This is a genomic window from Streptomyces sp. NBC_01474 (genome assembly GCF_035918215.1).
Lineage (GTDB): Bacteria > Actinomycetota > Actinomycetes > Streptomycetales > Streptomycetaceae > Streptomyces > Streptomyces aureus.
In genome coordinates this window covers 5,695,491-5,714,371 of record NZ_CP109449.1, presented here as the reverse complement: position 1 = coordinate 5,714,371, position 18,881 = coordinate 5,695,491, and the positions used below count along the sequence as shown (strand labels likewise).

At 70.5% G+C, this 18,881-nt stretch carries 20 protein-coding genes and 1 tRNA gene; 15 read left to right on the top strand and 6 right to left on the bottom strand.

The genetic code is table 11. The features are described from left to right. Positions 1-89: 89 nt before the first annotated feature. Positions 90-728: a LytR C-terminal domain-containing protein gene (locus tag OG758_RS26220; RefSeq protein ID WP_326712204.1), complete on the top strand. Its 639-nt coding sequence runs from the start codon at positions 90-92 to the stop codon at positions 726-728. 58 nt (positions 729-786) lie between these two features. Here OG758_RS26220 and upp read toward each other — a convergent pair whose 3' ends face one another. Then, entirely contained in the window at positions 787-1,422 is a 636-nt protein-coding gene (gene upp / locus OG758_RS26215; protein WP_266672158.1) for a uracil phosphoribosyltransferase, read from the bottom strand. A 95-nt stretch (positions 1,423-1,517) separates the two neighbouring features. On the opposite strand from upp, the gene OG758_RS26210 reads away from it, so the two are divergent. The 9 genes from OG758_RS26210 (at position 1,518) to OG758_RS26170 (ending at position 6,850) form a co-directional block, all read left to right on the top strand. Further along, positions 1,518-1,712 carry a hypothetical protein gene (locus OG758_RS26210; RefSeq protein ID WP_266562496.1) on the top strand — a complete coding sequence of 65 codons (195 nt, stop codon included), beginning with the start codon at positions 1,518-1,520 and terminating at the stop codon, positions 1,710-1,712. Positions 1,713-1,865: 153 nt separating this feature from the next. Continuing rightward, positions 1,866-2,420 (top strand): tRNA adenosine deaminase-associated protein, encoded by a 555-nt coding sequence (locus OG758_RS26205; protein ID WP_326712203.1) that lies wholly within the window; start codon positions 1,866-1,868, stop codon positions 2,418-2,420. A gap of 38 nt (positions 2,421-2,458) precedes the next feature. Beyond that, on the top strand, positions 2,459-2,980 hold the full coding sequence (tadA, locus tag OG758_RS26200) for a tRNA adenosine(34) deaminase TadA (protein WP_382060366.1): 522 nt from the start codon (positions 2,459-2,461) through the stop codon (positions 2,978-2,980). A 92-nt stretch (positions 2,981-3,072) separates the two neighbouring features. After that, positions 3,073-3,157: transfer RNA gene (locus OG758_RS26195), tRNA-Ser, on the top strand. Between the two features lie 204 nt (positions 3,158-3,361). Continuing rightward, positions 3,362-3,538: a hypothetical protein gene (locus OG758_RS26190; protein WP_116512180.1), complete on the top strand. Its 177-nt coding sequence runs from the start codon at positions 3,362-3,364 to the stop codon at positions 3,536-3,538. 31 nt (positions 3,539-3,569) lie between these two features. Continuing rightward, positions 3,570-3,863: a Dabb family protein gene (locus OG758_RS26185; protein ID WP_116512179.1), complete on the top strand. Its 294-nt coding sequence runs from the start codon at positions 3,570-3,572 to the stop codon at positions 3,861-3,863. A gap of 176 nt (positions 3,864-4,039) precedes the next feature. After that, on the top strand, positions 4,040-4,855 hold the full coding sequence (locus OG758_RS26180; RefSeq protein WP_266569338.1) for an RNA polymerase sigma factor SigF: 816 nt from the start codon (positions 4,040-4,042) through the stop codon (positions 4,853-4,855). A gap of 246 nt (positions 4,856-5,101) precedes the next feature. Further along, entirely contained in the window at positions 5,102-5,962 is an 861-nt protein-coding gene (locus tag OG758_RS26175) for an RNA polymerase sigma factor SigF (protein WP_227295863.1), read from the top strand. 69 nt (positions 5,963-6,031) lie between these two features. After that, a complete protein-coding gene (locus tag OG758_RS26170; RefSeq protein ID WP_326712202.1) occupies positions 6,032-6,850 on the top strand; it encodes a hypothetical protein in 819 nt (272 codons plus the stop codon). 79 nt (positions 6,851-6,929) lie between these two features. Here the strand turns inward: OG758_RS26170 and OG758_RS26165 are convergent, their stop codons facing one another. Then, positions 6,930-7,139 (bottom strand): hypothetical protein, encoded by a 210-nt coding sequence (locus OG758_RS26165; RefSeq protein WP_266562486.1) that lies wholly within the window; start codon positions 7,137-7,139, stop codon positions 6,930-6,932. A 174-nt stretch (positions 7,140-7,313) separates the two neighbouring features. Between OG758_RS26165 and OG758_RS26160 the strand changes: the two genes are divergently transcribed. From OG758_RS26160 to OG758_RS26145, 4 genes are all read left to right on the top strand, one after another. Further along, complete coding sequence (locus OG758_RS26160; protein WP_266562484.1) at positions 7,314-7,808, top strand: MarR family winged helix-turn-helix transcriptional regulator; 495 nt, start codon at positions 7,314-7,316, stop codon at positions 7,806-7,808. Between the two features lie 13 nt (positions 7,809-7,821). Next, positions 7,822-10,356: an MFS transporter gene (locus OG758_RS26155; RefSeq protein ID WP_326712201.1), complete on the top strand. Its 2,535-nt coding sequence runs from the start codon at positions 7,822-7,824 to the stop codon at positions 10,354-10,356. 232 nt (positions 10,357-10,588) lie between these two features. Then, positions 10,589-11,407: a YceI family protein gene (locus OG758_RS26150; RefSeq protein ID WP_326712200.1), complete on the top strand. Its 819-nt coding sequence runs from the start codon at positions 10,589-10,591 to the stop codon at positions 11,405-11,407. A 47-nt stretch (positions 11,408-11,454) separates the two neighbouring features. Beyond that, a complete protein-coding gene (locus tag OG758_RS26145; protein ID WP_326712199.1) occupies positions 11,455-11,916 on the top strand; it encodes a PPOX class F420-dependent oxidoreductase in 462 nt (153 codons plus the stop codon). A 21-nt stretch (positions 11,917-11,937) separates the two neighbouring features. Here OG758_RS26145 and OG758_RS26140 read toward each other — a convergent pair whose 3' ends face one another. Both OG758_RS26140 and OG758_RS26135 read right to left on the bottom strand, forming a co-directional pair. Further along, positions 11,938-12,723 carry a TetR/AcrR family transcriptional regulator gene (locus tag OG758_RS26140; protein WP_326712198.1) on the bottom strand — a complete coding sequence of 262 codons (786 nt, stop codon included), beginning with the start codon at positions 12,721-12,723 and terminating at the stop codon, positions 11,938-11,940. 87 nt (positions 12,724-12,810) lie between these two features. Beyond that, positions 12,811-14,319 (bottom strand): MFS transporter, encoded by a 1,509-nt coding sequence (locus tag OG758_RS26135; protein WP_326712197.1) that lies wholly within the window; start codon positions 14,317-14,319, stop codon positions 12,811-12,813. A 138-nt stretch (positions 14,320-14,457) separates the two neighbouring features. Between OG758_RS26135 and OG758_RS26130 the strand changes: the two genes are divergently transcribed. Continuing rightward, entirely contained in the window at positions 14,458-15,312 is an 855-nt protein-coding gene (locus tag OG758_RS26130) for an endonuclease/exonuclease/phosphatase family protein (protein ID WP_326712196.1), read from the top strand. Positions 15,313-15,319: 7 nt separating this feature from the next. On the opposite strand, the gene OG758_RS26125 is transcribed toward OG758_RS26130, so the two are convergent. Together OG758_RS26125 and OG758_RS26120 are read right to left on the bottom strand one after the other, a co-directional pair. Continuing rightward, positions 15,320-17,521, bottom strand: a complete 2,202-nt coding sequence (locus tag OG758_RS26125) for an ArnT family glycosyltransferase (protein WP_326712195.1) — start codon at positions 17,519-17,521, stop codon at positions 15,320-15,322. Beyond that, positions 17,518-18,855, bottom strand: coding sequence for a bifunctional glycosyltransferase family 2/GtrA family protein (locus OG758_RS26120; protein WP_326712194.1), 1,338 nt, complete (start codon positions 18,853-18,855; stop codon positions 17,518-17,520). The genes OG758_RS26125 and OG758_RS26120 overlap by 4 nt, the downstream gene beginning before the upstream one ends. Between the last annotated feature and the right edge of the window lie 26 nt (positions 18,856-18,881).

The following is an 18,881-nucleotide window of genomic DNA, read 5'->3' as shown; positions in this document are numbered from 1 at the left end:
GAGCCCGCGTTGACCCTTTCGGGTAGTACCTGGCGCGGGCCAATGATCATTTAGTAGGAATCACCGCCGGGGCGCACTACGCTGCGCCCATGAGCATGCTCACTCCCCCCGGCATGGGCGGCAAGTACCGCATCACGGGAGACAAATATCCGCGTATGCGCCGGAGCCGCGGGCGCAGCAGGATCGTGCTCGCCGTCGTCGCCTCCGTCGTGGCGGTCGGCCTGATCGGCTGGGGCACTCTGCAGCTGATCGACGTCTTCACCGGCGGCGGTGACAAGGCCTCGGCCGCGGGCGCCACCGGCGACTGCCGGACGAAGACCTCCGCATCCGCGAGCTCGAATATCCTGCCGAAGCCCGGCCAGGTCACGGTCAACGTCTTCAACGCCACGCCCCGCAGCGGCCTCGCCAAACAGACGGCGGACGAGCTGAAGAAACGTGGCTTCACGATCGGCGACGTGGGCAACGCGACGAAGGCGTACGACAAGAAGGTCAAGGGCCCCGGGCTGCTGCTCGGCGCCAAGGGCGCCACCGATGCCGCGCTGCCGGTCGTCGGCACGCAGCTCTCCGGCGCCGAGCTGAAGACCGACACGCGCGCCAAGCCGGCCGAGGTCGACCTGATCATCGGCACCTCGTTCAAGCAGCTCACGACGAAGGCGGACGCCGACAAGGCCCTGGCCGCACTGGCCAAGCCCTCACCGACGCCCGCCACATCGAAGAAGCACTGCTGAACCGCTGAACTGCTGAACCGAACGGCCGAGATCCCGTGAGGGGTCCCGTACGGGGTGGCTACTCGGCCGCCCCGTACATCCGGTCGCCCGCGTCGCCGAGGCCCGGGACGATGTAGCCGTTCTCGTTGAGCCGCTCGTCGACCGAGGCCGTCACGACCGTCACCGGCGTGCCGGCGAGCTCGCGCTCCATGATCTCCACGCCCTCGGGGGCGGCGAGCAGCACCACGGCCGTCACGTCGTCCGCGCCGCGCTTGATCAGCTCCTGGATCGCCGCGACGAGCGTGCCGCCGGTGGCCAGCATCGGGTCGAGGACGTAGACCTGGCGCCCGGACAGGTCGTCCGGCATGCGCGTCGCGTACGTGGACGCCTGGAGCGTCTCCTCGTCGCGGACCATGCCGAGGAAGCCCACCTCGGCGGTCGGCAGCAGCCGCACCATGCCGTCGAGCATGCCGAGACCGGCCCGCAGGATCGGCACGACCAGGGGCCGCGGGTAGGAGAGCTTCACGCCGGTCGTGCCCGAGACCGGGGTCTCGATGTCGACCTGCTCGGTGCGCACGTCCCTGGTGGCCTCGTAGGCGAGCAGGGTGACCAGCTCGTCGGCGAGACGCCGGAAGGTCGGGGAGTCGGTGCGCTTGTCGCGCAGCGTGGTGAGTTTGTGCGCCACCAGCGGGTGGTCGACGACGTGGATCCGCATGTCCTCAACAGTAACCGGGTCCGGGCCGCACTCGTGCTGGCATCAAACCCGCCATCGGAGGGAACGTGGAAATGGCGGACTGAGGTGGTGTGCCTATGCCGGAACAGGGACAGCACGACCGGGGACAGGACCCGGAGCGGGAGGGGACCGAGGACGAGCGCCTGCGGCGCCGAGCCCAGTTCCTGCGGGAACTCCGGGAGGCGCGCGAGCTGCGCGACCGGGTCCGCCCACGCCGTGCCAGGGCGGCACGAATGCGGCAGCAGATGCGCATGCGCACGTTCCGCTGGTGACGCCGCGCGAACACAGCGGGCGGAAGACCTCTCCTGAAGCGATGGTTTCTGCCACGATTCCGATTGGGCGGGGCTCGGAACTGCACACCCCGCCTCCCGAGTCCGCCGGGGGGAACTCCAACCGGCACACCTGAGACCAGTGGGAGAGTCACGGTGTACTTCGCCGCACTGCTCGCGCGCACCGAAGACGGGTGGGAAGCGAGCGATACAGAGCTCGACGACGTGGAGGCCCTGTCGGATCTGACCGACCTGGCCCGTGAAGCCTTGGCCGGCGGTGCCGAGGACGACACAGTGCTCGTCTTCATCGAACAGGAGGACGCCTGGTTCGGCGTCCTCCGTGTGGACGGCGAGGAGGATCCTCGTATCTACGTCTCCGACGCGGCAGCGGCCGCCCGGAGTTCGTACGGCGAGATCCTGCTCACCGACGAACTGCTCGGAAAGGATCCCGACCAGGACGAGCTGGATGCCCTGGACCTCGACGGGACCGAGGACGGCGAGCCCGACCCGGCCGACGAGGACGAGGCCGGGGACGACGACGCGGCGGGCGCCACCGCCGAGGCCGTGCCCCCGGGCCCGATCGGGGACCGGCTGATCCTCGCCGACCTCGGAGTCTCCGAGAAGGAGCTCCTCGCCCTCGACCCCAACGACGCCCTCAGCGAGATCGCCGAGGTCCTGGGAGCGGCGGAGGTCCTCGAAACGGTCCGATAGGTCCCGCCCGTCCATCATTCGTCCATTTCTCCACGACGATGCCGGTGCCGGCCACGGTCGGCTACATTCCGCCCGTGAGCACCGCAGAACAGGCACCGGACCCCGTACGCGACCCCTGGCGGCAGGCCATGCGCCTCGCCGTCCGGGAGGCGCGGCTCGCCGCCGAGGGCGGTGACGTGCCCGTGGGGGCCGTCGTGCTCGCCCCGGACGGCACGACCGTGCTCGCCTCGGGGCACAACGAGCGCGAGGCGACCGGGGACCCGACCGCGCACGCGGAGGTGCTCGCGATCCGGCGGGCGGCCGCGGCGCTCGGGGAGTGGCGGCTCACGGGGTGCACGCTCGTCGTGACCCTGGAGCCGTGCACGATGTGCGCGGGTGCCCTCGTGCAGTCCCGGGTCGACCGGGTCGTCTACGGGGCGCGCGACGAGAAGGCCGGGGCGGCCGGGTCCCTGTGGGACGTCGTCCGCGACCGGCGCCTCAACCACCGCCCCGAAGTGATCGAGGGCGTACTCGCACACGAGTGCGCGCAGCAGCTCACGTCCTTCTTCCGGGACCGCTAGCCGGGACGCCGGACGCCCCGCGGGCGGGCCTGTGACGGGCCTCCCGGATACGGATTTCAGACCACGGCCCAACTTGGGCTAGGATCTCTCTCGGTAGCGTGTCCGAGCGGCCGAAGGAGCTCGCCTCGAAAGCGAGTGTGGGGAAACTCACCGAGGGTTCAAATCCCTCCGCTACCGCTGACAACGCCCCTCTTCCCCGGGTCACCGGAGAAGAGGGGCGTTCTGCATGTCCGACCATGTCCAGCCGCACGCAGACCGATCGGGCAAAACGCCCCGCCCGCAGGGCCGTTGGCGGGAAAAACCGGATAACCAGCTGAACAGACGTCCGGGATACACTCACGCCCGGCAACAGGGGTCACACGGGCACGGGGAGGCCAGAGCGTGGTGCAGACGAAAAAAATAGGTCTCTTCGTCGTCGTCGTGTTCGTTCTCTACGTGATCATCACGGACCCGGCCAAGGCCGCGGACTACGTCCAGATAGGCTTCGAGGGCGTCTCGACCGCTGCTCAGAGCATCGGCGACTTCATGACCTGGGTCGTCAACGGCGGCGGGAACTGAGCTACCTCGTAAGCGTCTGCAAGGAGTGCCCGTGATCCGCCATCTGGTCCTCTTCAAGCTCAACGAGGGCGTCGAGCGCGACGAGCCTCGCGTCGTCGAGGGCGTCAAGGCCTTCCGCGCACTCGGCGGGCAGATCCCGGAGCTGACGTTCTGGGAGTGCGACTGGAACATCACCGACCGCCCCATCGCGTACGACTTCGCCATCAACTCGGCGGTCGAGGACACCGATGCGCTCAAGCGGTACATCGAGCACCCGGCGCACCAGGCGGGCGTCGCGCAGTGGCGCGAGTTCGCCACGTGGGTGATCGCGGACTACGAGTTCTGAGCCAATCGCACGGCAATGCGGCCCTTCACCGGAACGGTGAAGGGCCTTTCTGTGCCTTATGCCCCAACTTGCCCTTCAACACGTGGTTATGCGGTGCTTGCACACAGTGCACCTGTCTTGTGATGCTATGACCGCTTTTGACGGATGAGTAGACGGACGAGCTGACAGAGACAGAGGTGGCGTTGACCGTGCCGGCCAGTACAGCGCCCCAAGCACCGCCCGCGAAGAGCCGGGGCGCCGACACCCGCGCGCTCACCCAGGTCCTCTTCGCCCAGCTCAAGGACCTGCTGCCGGGGACTCCCGAGCACACCAGGGTGCGCGCCGCCCTCATCGAGGCCAACCTCCCGCTCGTGCGCTACGCGGCGGCCCGTTTCCGCAGCCGCAACGAACCGATGGAGGACGTCGTCCAGGTCGGCACGATCGGGCTCATCAACGCGATCGACCGCTTCGACCCCGAGCGGGGCGTGCAGTTCCCGACGTTCGCGATGCCGACCGTCGTCGGCGAGATCAAGCGCTACTTCCGCGACAACGTGCGCACGGTCCACGTGCCGCGCCGGCTCCATGAGTTGTGGGTGCAGGTGACCGGCGCGACCGAGGACCTCACCACGGCGTTCGGGCGCACCCCCACCACCGCGGAGATCGCCGGGCGCCTGCGCATCGCCGAGGACGAGGTCCTGGCGTGCATCGAGGCCGGGCGCTCGTACCACGCGACCTCGCTGGAGGCGGCCCAGGAGGGCGACGGGATGCCCGGCCTCCTCGACCGGCTCGGCTACGAGGACCCGGAACTCGACGGCGTCGAACACCGCGATCTCGTACGGCATCTGCTCGTCCAGCTGCCCGAGCGTGAGCAGCGGATCCTGCTGCTGCGCTATTACAGCAATCTGACGCAGTCACAGATCAGCGCGGAATTGGGCGTTTCCCAGATGCATGTGTCAAGACTGCTGGCCAGAAGCTTCGCGCGGCTCAGATCCGCAAACAGGATCGAAGCGTAACCGGAACGGGTGGAGTGCCCTTTCCGGCACTTCCTCGCCGAAATACGTCAGTTCCCCGCCACACCCCCCTTTTCCTGCACCGATTCACCCCATCCATGTCGACATGTCACTACAGCGTGTTGCCGACATGTGACATTCTGCTGGAACCGCGTTTGCCGCAGCCCCGCCTCCGGTATTCAGGTGGAGGCTGCGTTCCTTCCAGACGGGAGCGCCCGCCGCGACCGTCCGCGACCTCAAGGGGGTGGCATGTCCGCAGACCAGGGCAGCTCGAAGGTGCTCACGCTCAGCAAGAGCGCGTCCGCGCCCGACGTGCTTCACAGCTCGCCTGTATCCGGGGCTTCCGAAGCCATCGACACCCGCACCCTGTCCCGCTCCCTCTTCCTGCGGCTCGCCGCACTCGACGAGAACAGCCCCGAGCGTGCCTACGTGCGGGACACCCTCATCGAGCTGAACCTCCCGCTGGTCCGGTACGCGGCGGCGCGCTTCCGCAGCCGTAACGAACCGATGGAGGACATCGTCCAGGTCGGCACGATCGGCCTGATCAAGGCGATCGACCGCTTCGACTGCGAACGCGGCGTGGAATTCCCGACGTTCGCGATGCCGACCGTCGTCGGCGAGATCAAGCGCTTCTTCCGCGACACGTCCTGGTCGGTGCGGGTGCCGCGCCGCCTCCAGGAGCTGCGCCTCGCGCTGACCAAGGCGAGCGACGAGCTGGCCCAGAAGCTGGACCGCTCGCCGACCGTGCCCGAGCTGGCCGCGGTGCTCGGCGTCTCCGAGGACGACGTGGTCGACGGGCTCGCGGTGGGCAACGCCTACACCGCCTCCTCCCTCGACTCCCCGGCGCCCGAGGACGACGGCGGCGAGGGCTCGCTCGCGGACCGCCTCGGCTACGAGGACACCGCCCTGGAGGGCGTGGAGTACCGCGAGTCGCTCAAGCCGCTGCTCGCCAAGCTTCCGCCGCGCGAGCGCCGCATCATCATGCTGCGCTTCTTCGCGAACATGACGCAGTCGCAGATCGGCGAGGAGGTCGGCATCTCGCAGATGCATGTGTCGCGCCTGCTCACGCGGACCCTGTCGCAGCTCAGGGAAGGCCTGATCGCCGACTGAGGCAGCGTACGCGGCGCCGGTGCCGTTGACGGGGTTCCGAATTGACGGACCGTCAGACACACTGGCGCGATGCGACGAGGATCGATACGCGGCCGCCGGGGCGCCCTGACGGGCGCGACGGCGGCCGTGGTCTGCCTGGGCGGTCTCCTTGCGGCGTGCGGGAGTTCCGGCGGCGGGGACGGTTACGTGGCGGTCGGCGCGGCCGGCGCCACGCCCGACAGGACGCCGGGACGCACGGTGGCGCCGACCGGTGACGTGGAGCTGGTGCCGCTGGACGGGGCCGCCTCGGATCCGCCGGGCCCGTCGGAGTCCGGGACGGGCAGCGGCGAAGGTGGCGGCGGCGACAAGTCCCCTGGCGGCGGCAGTTCGGGGGATACGGGCGCCGGGGCTGGAGCGGAGGCGCGTACGGGCACTGGCTCCGGGACAGCCGAAGCATCGGGACCCGACGGGTCCGGGCAGCCGTCCACCAGCGCGGGCGGGTCCGGAGGCAGCGGGTCCGGAGGCAGTGGCTCCAGCAGCAGTGCCTCCGGTGGCGGGGCGACGACCACACCATCCGCCCCCGGCACCGGCACCCCGAGCGGGCCCGCCGCCTTGAAGGTCGGGGACCCGGAGCGCAAGGCCGCGGACAAGCGGTGGTGCGAGGACGTGACCCTGGACATGGTCAACACCGGTGGTGCCGCGGTGCGTTCGGGCACGGTGACGTTCGGGACGCACATCATCGGCGCGCTCGGCATCGACTGGGCCACCGTCGAGTCCACCCAGGACCTCCCCGTGCCGATCGGCGCGGGGAAGCGGAAGAAGAAGACCTGGACGGTGTGCGTCGACGCCTGGCGGGTGCCGCTCGGCATGCACGTGGAGACGCGGGACGTCTCCGTCAAATGGAAGTGAGCCGCTCTCCGGTAACGGAAATGTGAGCGGCTCTCCGGTGAATGGAAGTGGACGGCTCTCCGGCGAGAGCCGCAGCGACCTACTTGAGGGCCAGCCAGGCCACGCCGGCCACGATGACGACGGCGAGCACGATGCCGATGATCAGACCCGCGCCGGGTCCCGACTTCGCCGGGGCGGCCTGCTGGCGCGTCTGCGCGGCCGGTTCGTCGACGAAGGCGCGGAACATCTGGGTGCTCCCCGCGGGGTCGTAGTTGCCTTCGGGGGCCGGGCCCTGGGGGTTGTGTGCCATGGGGAAGGACCCTAGCGAATACGTGCGGGCAATGCCATACCCATGCTGAGCTGCGACTTTACATGTGCAACCCCTCCCCTTTACCGGGTTTTTAGGCTCGTACACCCCTTTTAGTTTGCCTGCGGCAACCAACTGTCTCTATGGTTGCCCTAAGCAACGAATGTAGGAGGTGCCGTGGCGGAGCAGAGTCAGTACGAAGAGCTCGCCCGACAGTTCAGTGCCTTCGGTGCCGTCAAACGAGACCTCCAGCGGTCCCTGCCGCACGACTGTCCGGCCGGTTCGGCCGCGGTTCTCATGCTCCTCGGCCGGTACGGCGAGATGCGGATGAGCCGCCTGGCGGAACTGCTCGCCGTCGACATGTCCGTGACCAGCCGCCACGTGGCGCACGTCGCCGATCGCGGCTGGATCGACCGGTCGCCCGACCCCGCAGACAAGCGCTCCCGCATCCTCAGCCTCACCGATCAGGGCCTGAAGCAGATCGAACTGCTCTCCGAGCGTTCGACGGAACTGCTCGCCTACCGGTTGAGCGACTGGTCCGACGACGAGGTCGGGCAGCTGATCGCGATGATGAGCCGGCTCCGCGACAGCTTCGGCGACTGCCGGTACACACCGGGGCTCGTGCAGGCACTTCCGGACGCCACCGAAGAGACCACCCGTACACCCGCTTAAGTAAAGGAACCCCATGGCAACAACCACACCGGCAGGTGTGCGGGGCAGCCACGCCAAGCATGGAGGCGCAGCCCCCGGCAGCGGCGCTCCGATGACACACAAGCAGATCATGGAGGCGCTGTCCGGGCTGCTGCTGGGCATGTTCGTCGCGATCCTGTCGTCGACGATCGTCACCAACGCCCTTCCGGAGATCGTCGGCGACCTGGGCGGCGGCCAGTCCGCCTACACCTGGGTCGTCACCGCCTCGCTGCTCGCGATGACCGCGACGACGCCCCTGTGGGGCAAGCTCGCCGACATCTTCAGCAAGAAGGCGCTCGTACAGATAGCCCTGATCGTCTACGTGGGCGGCTCGGTCGTGGCCGGCCTCTCGCAGAGCCCGACCATGCTGATCGCCTGCCGCGTGGTGCAGGGCATCGGCGTCGGCGGTCTGTCCGCCCTCGCGCAGATCGTCATGGCCGCGATGATCTCCCCGCGTGAGCGGGGCCGCTACTCCGGCTACCTCGGTGCGACCTTCGCCGTCGCCACCGTCGGCGGCCCGCTGCTCGGCGGTGTCATCACCGACACCTCGTGGCTCGGCTGGCGCTGGTGCTTCTACGTCGGTGTGCCGTTCGCGATCATCGCGCTCATCGTCCTGCAGAAGACGCTGAAGCTCCCCACGGTCAAGCGCGACAACGTGAAGGTCGACTGGGCCGGTGCCTTCTTCATCACCGCCGCGGTCTGCACCCTGCTCCTGTGGGTGACCTTCGCCGACGACAAGTACGACTGGCTCTCCTGGCAGACCGGCGCGATGGTGGGCGGCGCCGTCGTCCTCGCGCTGATCTTCATCTTCGTGGAGACCAAGGCCGCGGAGCCGATCATCCCGCTGCGGCTCTTCCGCAACCGCACCATCACGCTCGCCTCGATCGCCTCGCTCTTCGTGGGTGTCGCGATGTTCACGGGCACCGTGTTCTTCTCGCAGTACTTCCAGCTGGCGCGCGGCAAGTCGCCGACGATGTCCGGTGTCATGACGATCCCGATGATCGGCGGCCTGTTCATCTCGTCGACCGTCGCGGGCCAGGTCATCACCAAGACCGGCAAGTGGAAGGCGTGGCTGGTCTCCGGCGGCGTGCTCATCACGGCGGGCCTCGGCCTGCTCGGCACGATCCGCTACGACACCCCGTACTGGCACGTCGCGATCTTCATGGCGCTCATGGGTCTCGGCATCGGCATGATGATGCAGAACCTCGTGCTCTGCACCCAGAACCAGGTCGCTCCGGAGGACATCGGTTCGGCCAGCTCCACGGTCACCTTCTTCCGCTCCCTCGGTGGTGCGATGGGTGTCTCGGCGCTCGGTTCGATCATGGCCACGCGCATCACGCACTACGTCAAGGACGGCCTCACCGACCTCGGTCCCAAGGGCGCCGCCCTGGGCCACGGCGGCACCGGCGGCGGCGCCATCCCGAACCTGGACAAGCTCCCCGCGCCGCTGCGCACGATCATGGAGAGCTCGTACGGGCACGGCATCGCGGACGTCTTCCTGATCGCCGCTCCGATCGCGCTGCTCGCGCTCATCGCCACGCTGTTCATCAAGGAGATTCCGCTGCGTACGTCGAACTCCCAGGCTGTTCCGGCCGCCGAGGCCGAGGCCGAGGTGCCCGCGGTCGCGGGTGCCGGCGCTCCCCAGGCGGAGGAGCTGGTTCCGGCCATGGCGGGCGCGGTCTCCGGGCCGTCCTCGGACGGCGCGACCCAGCGTCTCCAGGCGGTCGTCACGACGGCGGGCAGCGTCCCGGCGACGGCGTCCACCGGTGGCGGCACCCCGGTCCGCGGCTTCGTCCGCGGCTCCGAGAGCGCCCCGGTCCCGCGGGCCGCGGTCACGCTGATCTCGCTCGGCGGACGCCAGCTGGGCCGCGCGGTCTCCCAGGGCGACGGCGCCTACGGCCTCGACGCCCCCGGCGCGGGTTCGTACGTCCTGATCGCCTCGGCCGACGGCTACCAGCCGCAGGCCTCCACGGTCGTCGTCGGCGAGGAGCCGGTCACGTACGACATCCTGCTCAGCGGCACCAGCGGTCTGAGCGGCGTCGTGAAGTCCGTGGACAGCAAGCTGCCGGTTCCCGGCGCCATGGTCATCGTGACCGACGTCCGCGGTGACGTCCTCGCCACCGGGCTCTCCGGCGAGCAGGGCGAGTTCACCTTCGCCGAGCTGGTCCCGGGTGCGGTGACCGTGGCGGTCACCGCGGCAGGACACCGTCCGCTCGCGCTGCCCGTCGAGGTCGGCGGCACCGGGGTCACCCGGGTCGAGATCGGGCTGCACTCCGGTGCGCAGGTCGCCGGTGTGGTCCGGGCCGCGGGCGGTCCGCTGAACGACGCGCGGGTGACGCTCGTCGACGCGGCGGGCAACGTGGTCGCCACGGCGACGACCGGTCACGACGGCGCGTACGCCTTCACCGACCTGGACAGCGGCGAGTACACGGTCATCGCGACCGGCTACCCGCCGGTGGCCACCGGTCTGACGGTCAACGGCGGCGGCGCCGAGGGCCACGACATCACGCTCGCCCACCCCGGCGAGTGACGACCCCGGGCAGGGGCGCGCTTCGAGCGGAGACGCGCCCCCGCCCGGTAGTGGGAAAAGGACCCCGGAACCGGTGGCGGCACTACGGCAGGGGACGGCCGGCCGCCACCGGACCGGGGTCCGGCCCGTTTACGGGCCATCGACCAAGGGGCCTCAGCCATCGATTGAGGGCCCCAGCGGCGGGCGACCACGTCCGCGAGAGCGGCGCCGGTATTCGGCGCAAGGGAGAAGCATGGGACTGAGCGCGCGGATCCGTACCAGGGACGGATGGGCTCTGCCGCACGCCGTCGTGACGGTGACCGACATGACGGGTGCGCAGGTGCTGCGGGCCGAGGCCGACGACGAGGGGGCCGTGCACGACGCGGTGACCCTGACCCCGGGCCCGTACGTGGTGATCGTGACGGCGGTCGGTTACGCGCCGACGGCGTCCACGGCGATGGTGACGGCGAGCGGCCGTGCCGACGTCGGCACGGTGGTCCTCGCCCGGCAGGGCGGCGCGGAACTGCCGCCGCCCGGACCGTGGACGATCGACCCGGTGCACTCCTCGGTGGGCGCGGTCGCGCAGCACCTCGGCATCTCGAGCGTGCACGGCCGGTTCACGGAGTTCGGCGGCCGGATCGAGATCGCCCAGGACGTGGAGAAGTCGCGGGTGGAGGCGGTCATCAAGGCGTCCTCCATCGACACGGGCAACGGCATGCGGGACGGGCACCTGAAGACGCCCGACTTCCTGGACGTCGAGACGTTTCCGGAGATCACGTTCCGTTCGACCGGCCTGGAGCCGGCGGGGTCCGACCGCTGGACGGTGCACGGCGAGCTGACGCTGCACGGCGTCGTACGGCCCGTGGACCTGGACCTCAGCTACCTCGGCACGGGCGCGGACCCGTGGGGCGGCACCCGGGCGGCGTTCCGGGCGACGACCGAGCTGAAGCGCGAGGACTTCGCGATGAACTACAACCAGGTCGTCCAGGCGGGCATCTCCGCGATCGGCACGACGCTGAAGGTGGAGCTCAACATCCAGGCCGTGCAGGGAGACACGCTGCCCCAGGCGTGATCGGGGGTTCGAGCGCGGGCGCCGCCGGCCGTCGTAGGGTGCTGGACATGGCACCCAGCATCGCGACCAACACCCGTGTGTCCCTCGACGAGTTGCTCGACTTCGTCCGCCCGCGCCACCGCGCGCTCCTGCTGACCGCCCGGACCGACGGAACCCCGCAGGCCTCCCCCCTGACCTGCGGGGTCGACGACTCCGGGCGGATCGTCGTCTCCACCTATCCCGAACGCGCCAAGACCCGTAACGCCAAGCGGAATCCGCGGGTGAGCGTGGTCGTCCTGAGCGACGACTGGAACGGCCCGTGGGTGCAGATCGACGGCACCGCGGAGGTCATCGACTCGCCCGAGTCGGTCGAGCCGCTGGTCGAGTACTTCCGCAACATCTCGGGCGAACACCCGGACTGGGACGAATATCGCGCGGCGATGCTCAAGCAGGGCAAGTCCATCATCCGGATCACGCCCGAACGCTGGGGCCCCGTGGCGACCGGCGGATTCCCGGCGCACCTGGCCTGAGCACCTGGCCTGACACGCGCTCTAGCGCGAGGGCTGCTGCTGGGCGGCGACCATCGTGTCGATGCCGGCCACCAGCAGGTCCAGCGCCACCTGGAAGTCGGCCTCGCGGATGTCCTCCACCTTGTGGCCCTCGGTGCCCGCCATCAGCGCCCGCGCGTTCTCGTAGTCCTCGGCCATCTCCGGGGCCAGCTTGCCGAAGGCGCCCATCGCGTGGTGGTAGTACTCGTCCTGGGTCATCCCGGCGTCCGCGCAGCGCTGTACGAAGTGGCCCTCGATGGTCCCGTACCCGTACACGAACTGGAAGACGGCGGCGATCGCGCCCCGCTGGCCCTGCAGGTTGAGGCCGGTGTCCTCGATGATGCGCTGCACCTGGCGCGAGAAGGCCAGCGAGTGCGGGCCGATGTTGAGGAAGTGGCCCGTGAGCGGGGAGGTCCAGGGGTGGCGTACCAGGCTCGCGCGGTACACCCCGGCGAGCTGCCTCAGCGGGGTGCGCCAGTCGCCGCCCGGCGCCGCGGGCTCGGGCAGTTCCATCTCGCCGAAGACGCGGTCGAGGGCCAGCTCCAGGAGGTCGTCCTTGGTGTCGACGTACCAGTAGACGGACATCGCGGTCACGCCGAGCTCGGCCGCGAGGCGCCGCATCGAGAACTTGGCGAGGCCCTCGGCGTCGAGGAGTTTCACCGTGGCCGCGGTGATCCGCTCCCGGTCGAGCGTGCTGGGCGCCTCGCTCCTGCGGGTACGCGGCGTCTTGCCCTCCAGCCAGACGCTCGTCCGCGCCGGACGCCCCGCACGGTCGGCTGCCTTCGCCATGGCGCACCTTCCCAAAGTCCTCGTACCGGCCCGGTTCCGGCAGCGGACCGGAATGGCCCGGTCCGCCACCACCGATGCTAAGTGCAGCTACGCCGCGGCCTTCACCGCTGAGTCTGCCCGCTCCGCCCTCCTGAGCAACGCCGCGGCGAGGAGGCCGCCCACGAGCACGGCGACCGCGCCGACCAGCTGGCTGGTCTCCAGGCCGGAGGAGAACGCGTCCGCGATCCGCTCCCGCTCCGCCCCCGACTTCGCCGCGGCGAGCGCCGCCGGGAGCGAGGCCGCGGAGACGGATACGAGCGCGGCGAACCGGGAGTTCAGCACGGCGCCGAGGACGGCCACACCGAGACCGTTGCCGAACTCGGCGAGCGTGCCGTTGACTCCGGCGCCGACGCCCGCCTTCTCCGGCGGGATCGCGCTCATGATGGCGTTCGCCATGGCGGGCATGGCGACGGAGATGCCCGCGCCCATCACGACGAGGCCGAGCAGCATGCCCCCGTACGAGTCCCCGCCGAGCAGGGCGATCGCGGCGAGGCCGGCCGCGAGACACGACATGCCGGTGGCGATCGTCGCGGGGGTGCCGAGCTTCGGCAGGATGCGCGCGCCGACGCCGGTGAGGTTGAGGACGACGACCGTCAGCGCCATGGGCGCCGTGCGCAGACCGGCCTCCAGGGCCCCGTAGCCCAGCACGAACTGGAGGTGCTGGGTGAGCAGGAAGAGCGAGCCACCCATGCCGAAGGCGACCAGGATCGCGCCGGCGACGGCCCCGGTGAACTGCTGGTTGCGGAAGAAGTGCATGTCCAGCATCGGGTACGGGATCCGCAGCTCCCACACGACGAACGCGGCCAGGACCACGAGGCCGACCAGCGCGGAGAAGCCGACGTGCGCGGACGTCCAGCCGTGCTGCGGGCCCGAGATGATCGCGTAGACCACGCCCGTCATACCGACCGTGGACAGGAGCGCGCCGACCAGGTCGGGCCGGTCGCCGAGCGGGTTCTTGGACTCGGGGACGAGCGCGAGGACGGCGATCAGGCCGATCACCGCGACCGGGATGTTGATCAGGAAGATCGCGCCCCACCAGAAGTGGTCGAGCATGACGCCGCCGATGAGCGGGCCCGCGGCGAAGCCGAGGGAGTTCACGGTGGCCCACAGGCCGATCGCCCTGACGCGCTCCGTGTCGTCGAAGATCTGCACGACGACGGCGAGCGTGGTGGTCATCAGGAGCGCGCCGCCGACACCCATGCCGGCGCGCGCGGCGATCAACTGGCCGGTGGACTGGGCGAGTCCGGCGACCAGCGATCCGGCGCCAAACAGGACGAGCCCGGCCGCGAGCATCTTCTTGCGTCCGTAACGGTCGGCCGAGCTGCCCGCGGTGAGCAGGAGACCCGACTGGACCAGCGAGTACGCGTTGATCATCCACTGGATGTCGGAGGTCGAGGCGTCCAGCTCCCGGGTGAGGGAGGGGATCGCCACGTTCAGGACGGTGTTGTCGAGCAGCACGGTGAGCTGGGCGAGGCAGATGACGCCGAGGATCAGCCAGCGCTGCGGATGGCCGCCGCCGGTGGCGGCCGTTGAGTTCTCGGCGGTCGTCGCCGTCATGTTCAGATTCCCCTATACGGTGTACGTCGAGTGGCGTCGTACACCGTATAGCCGTCCGCGTGCGGCGGCCAAGTCACTTTTCGGCGCCTGACACCCGCTAGCGTTCTCCCGCCTGAAACCTGACGAGTGAGGGGTCGGATGTCCAAGCACCGCCGCACACCGCAAGTTCTGCTCGCCGCCGCACTGTTGGGGGGACTCGCCGCCGCGCCGCAAGCGCAGGCCGCCGGGGGACCACCGCCCGTCCCGCTGCGCATCGCCACGTACAACATCCACGCCGGTTCCGGCATGGACAACGTCTTCGATCTCGACCGCCAGGAGGCGGCGCTGCGCGCCCTGCACGCCGACGTCATCGGGCTCCAGGAGGTCGACGTCCACTGGGACACGCGCAGCCAGAACCGGGATCTCGCCAAGGATCTGGCGGACCGGCTCGGGATGCATGTGTCGTTCGCGCCGATCTACAGCCTCGCCCCGGTCGTGGAGGGAGGGCCGCGCCGCGAGTACGGGGTCGCGATCCTGTCCCGGTATCCGGTCCGGGGCGCCGTCAACCACGAGATCACCCGCCTGTCGACGCAGGACCCGAACCCGGTCCCGGCGCCCGCCCCCGGCTTCGGGGAGGTCGAGCTGAAGGTGCGCGGGGTGCCGGTCCAGGTCTTCGTGACGCACCTCGACTACCGGTCCGACCCGTCGGTACGGGCGGCGCAGGTCGCCGACACCCGCAGGATCATGGCCGGGGAACGTACGTCACCCGAGGACCGCCAGATCCTGCTCGGCGACTTCAACGCGGAGCCGGGTGCCCCCGAACTCGCCCCGCTGTGGAAGGAGCTGACACCGGCCGACCCAGGGGCGTACACCTTCCCGGCGGCGAACCCGGTCAAGCGGATCGACTACGTCGCGGTGGGCGAGGGCGTCCGGGTACACGACGCGGCGGTGGCCGAGACTCTCGCCTCGGACCACCGCCCGGTTGTCGCCGATCTGTCGCTGAACAGGAGTTAGGGCAGGCCTAGGACTTCGGCTGCGTCAGGTCGTAGAAGGTCGCACTGCCCACGGTGACCTTCGTGTAGTTCTTCTCGACCCAGGACTGGATCTTGGAGGCGGAGCCGCTGCCGCCGCCCATCCCGCCCATGCCGCCGCCGATGAAGTAGTGGATCTTCCCGTCCTCGACGTAGCTCTTGAACTGGGCGAGCGTCGGGGACGGGTCACTTCCGTTGAAGCCGCCGATCGCCATGACGGGCTTGCCGGTGGAGAGCTGGTAGCTCGCCGCGTTCTGCGAACCGATGGCCGCGGCGGCCCAGGTGTAGTCGTCCGCGTTCTTCTCGACGAGGGCCTTGGCCTTGGCGTTGACCTGGGCGCCGTTGAGGAGCCCGCCCATTCCGCCGCCGCCCATGCCGCCCGCGAAACCGCGTTCGCCCATGCCGGCGCCGCCCGGCATCGTCCCGGTGCCGCCGGGCATGGCGCCGGTGCCGCCCTGCTGCTTGCCGTTGCCTGTGCCCTGATTCTGGCCCTGGCCGGGCATGCCGCCGGTCGGGGGCTGGCCCATGCCGCCGGCCTGCCCGCCCTGGCCGGCCTGCCGCCCCTGGCCGGGCGGCTGCATCCCGCCGCCGCGCATGCCGCCTTCGCCGCCACCGGGGCCGCCGCCCCGGCCGCCCATCGTGCTCGCCCCCGCAGGACCGGCCGTCACGATCGACCCGCTGTGCCCGGTGTCGAGCGTGCTGATGGTGTACGCGGTCGGCCCGGCCAGCGCGGCCACCAGGCCCACCCCGGCGGCGCCGAGCGCCAGTTGACGGTTCAGCCGGCCCGCGACGGCGATGCCGAGGCCCGCCGCGACGCCGCAGACGAGGATCACCCAGCGCAGCCACGGCACATAGTCGGGCGTCCGGTTCAGCAGGACGTACGACCACACGGCCGTCACCGCCACCGTGACGCCGAGCGCGGCGGACGCCGTGAACCTGGCCCGCTCCTCCCACAGCACACTCGCGCCCATGCCGACGAGCGCGGCGGCGTAGGGGGCGAGGGCCACCGTGTAGTACTGGTGGAAGATCCCGGCCATGAAGCTGAAGACGACCATGGTCATCACCAGCGAGCCGCCCCACGCGAGGAACGCGGCGCGTGCCGTGTCGGTGCGCCGCGCCTTCCAGGTGACGACGACACCGGCGACGAGCAGCAGCAGCGCTGCCGGCAGGAGCCAGGAGATCTGGCTGCCGATCTCGGAGTTGAACATCCGGTCGATGCCGGTCTCGCCCCACTGGCTGCCGCCTCCGCCCATTCCGCCACCGCCGCCGACGCTGCCGGTCTCCTCGCCGTTGATCCGGCCGAGCCCGTTGTAGCCGAAGGTCAGTTCGAGGAACGAGTTGTTCTGGGAGCCGCCGATGTACGGGCGCGAGGACGCGGGCCACAGCTCCACGACCGCGACCCACCAGCCGCCCGCGACGACCATCGCGAGCCCGGAGAGCAGCAGCTGTCCGATCCGCTTGAGCGGCCTGCCCGGTGCGAACACCGCGTACAGGACGGCCAGCGGCGGCAGGATCAGGAACGCCTGCAGGGTCTTCGCGAGGAACGCGAGGCCGACGGCGACGCCCGCCCACACCAGCCACTTCGTCCGGCCGTTCTCCATGCCGCGCAGGACGCAGTAGACCGTGACGGTCATCAGGAGCGCCAGCAGGGCGTCCGGGTTGTTGAAGCGGAACATCAGGGCGGCGACGGGCGTGAGCGCGAACACCGCCACGGTGAGCAGCCCGGCCGCCGCGCTGAACCGGCGCCGCACGGCCGCGTACAGGACGCCCGCCGTCGCCACGCCCATCAGGACCTGCGGGACGAGGATCGCCCAGGAGCTGAGGCCGAAGATCCGCACCGAGAGCGCCATCGGCCACAGCGACGCCGGGGGCTTGTCGACGGTGATGGCGTTGGCCGAGTCGAGCGAGCCGAAGAACATCGCCTTCCAGCTCTGGCTCCCGGCCTGCACGGCAGCGGAGTAGAAGGAGTTGGCGTAACCGGAGGCGCTCAGGTTCCACAGGTAGGCGAGTGCCACGACGAGCAGCAGGCCGAGGAACGCGGGGCGCGCCCAGCGCGGGTCGTCGGACCGGCCGCGCCAGACCCGGGTGAGCGGGGGCTGCTTCGGGCGGCCGTGGCCCTGGCCCTGAACGGCCGGTGCGGCCGGGGGCGGTGGCAGCGCGGGTGCGGCGGCGGGGAGGTGGGGCTGGGTCATCGTCCGGTCCTCAGTTCGTGGTCGTACGTAGGTCGGGAGGCGTCCGGCGCACCGGGTACGGGCAGCGACGCGGCGGCGGGCGGCTCGGGGAACACCCAGGCCCGGAAGAGCAGGAAGCGCAGCACCGTCGCCGCGAGGTTGGCGGCGACGAGCACCGCGAGTTCCGTGGAGTGCGCCGGGTCGGCGGAGGCGGCGCCGAGCGCGGCGAGCGAGCCGCTGGTCAGGGCGAGCCCGATCGCGAACACGACGAGGCCCTGCGCCTGGTGGCGGACGGCCCGGTCCCGGCCGCGGACGCCGAAGGTGAGGCGCCGGTTGGCGGCCGTGTTGGCGACGGCCGAGACGAGCAGGGCCAGCGCGTTGGCGACCTGCGACCCCGTGAACGTACGGAATCCGGAGTAGAGCAGCAGATAGACGAGGGTCGACAGGGCGCCCACGACGCAGAAGCCGACCAGCTGGCGGGCCAGTCCCCGTGGCACGCCCGGGACCTGGCGGTCGCGCGGGTCGTCGCCGAAAGGGCGGGCGATCCGGTCCAGGGGGAGCGCGCCGACCGCGAGCGCCCGGCCCACGCGCCACACGCCCTTGAGGTCGTCGGTGGCCGTCTTCACGATGTGCACCGTCGAGTCCGGGTCGTCGACCCAGTCGACCGGGACCTCGTGGATACGCAGCCCGGCCCGCTCAGCCAGGACGAGCATCTCGGTGTCGAAGAACCAGCCGCTGTCCTCGACGAGCGGCAGCAGGACCCGCGCCACATCGCGCCGGATCGCCTTGAAGCCGCACTGGGCGTCGGAGAAGCGGGCCTGGAGGGAGCCGCGCAGGATCAGGTTGTAGGCACGGGAGATGAACTCGCGCTTCGGCCCGCGCACGACGCGTGAACTGCGCGCGAGGCGCGAGCCGATCGCCAGGTCCGAGTGGCCCGAGATCAGGGGCGCGACCAGCGGGAGCAGCGCGTTGAGGTCGGTGGACAGGTCGACGTCCATATAGGCGAGGACGGGCGCGTCGGACGCGGACCAGACGGTGCGCAGGGCACGCCCGCGGCCCTTCTGCTCCAGGCGGGCGTTCCGCACCTCGGGGAGCGCGGCCGCCAGGGCGGCGGCGACGTCCGGGGTCGCGTCCGTGGACGCGTTGTCCGCGATCGTGATGCGGAAGCGGTAGGGGAAGGTCCCGACGAGGTGCTGATGCAGCCTGCGCACACAGGGACCGAGGTCCCGCTCCTCGTTGTAGACCGGGATCACTACGTCCAGAACCGGTGCATCGCCCACGCCGGCCGGGAGGTGCTCCCGTGCCGGCAGCACCCCCAGGGAGGGGTCGGTGCCCGGAGAAGAGTCGGTTCGCATGACACCGACATTCGCCAACTGCCCTG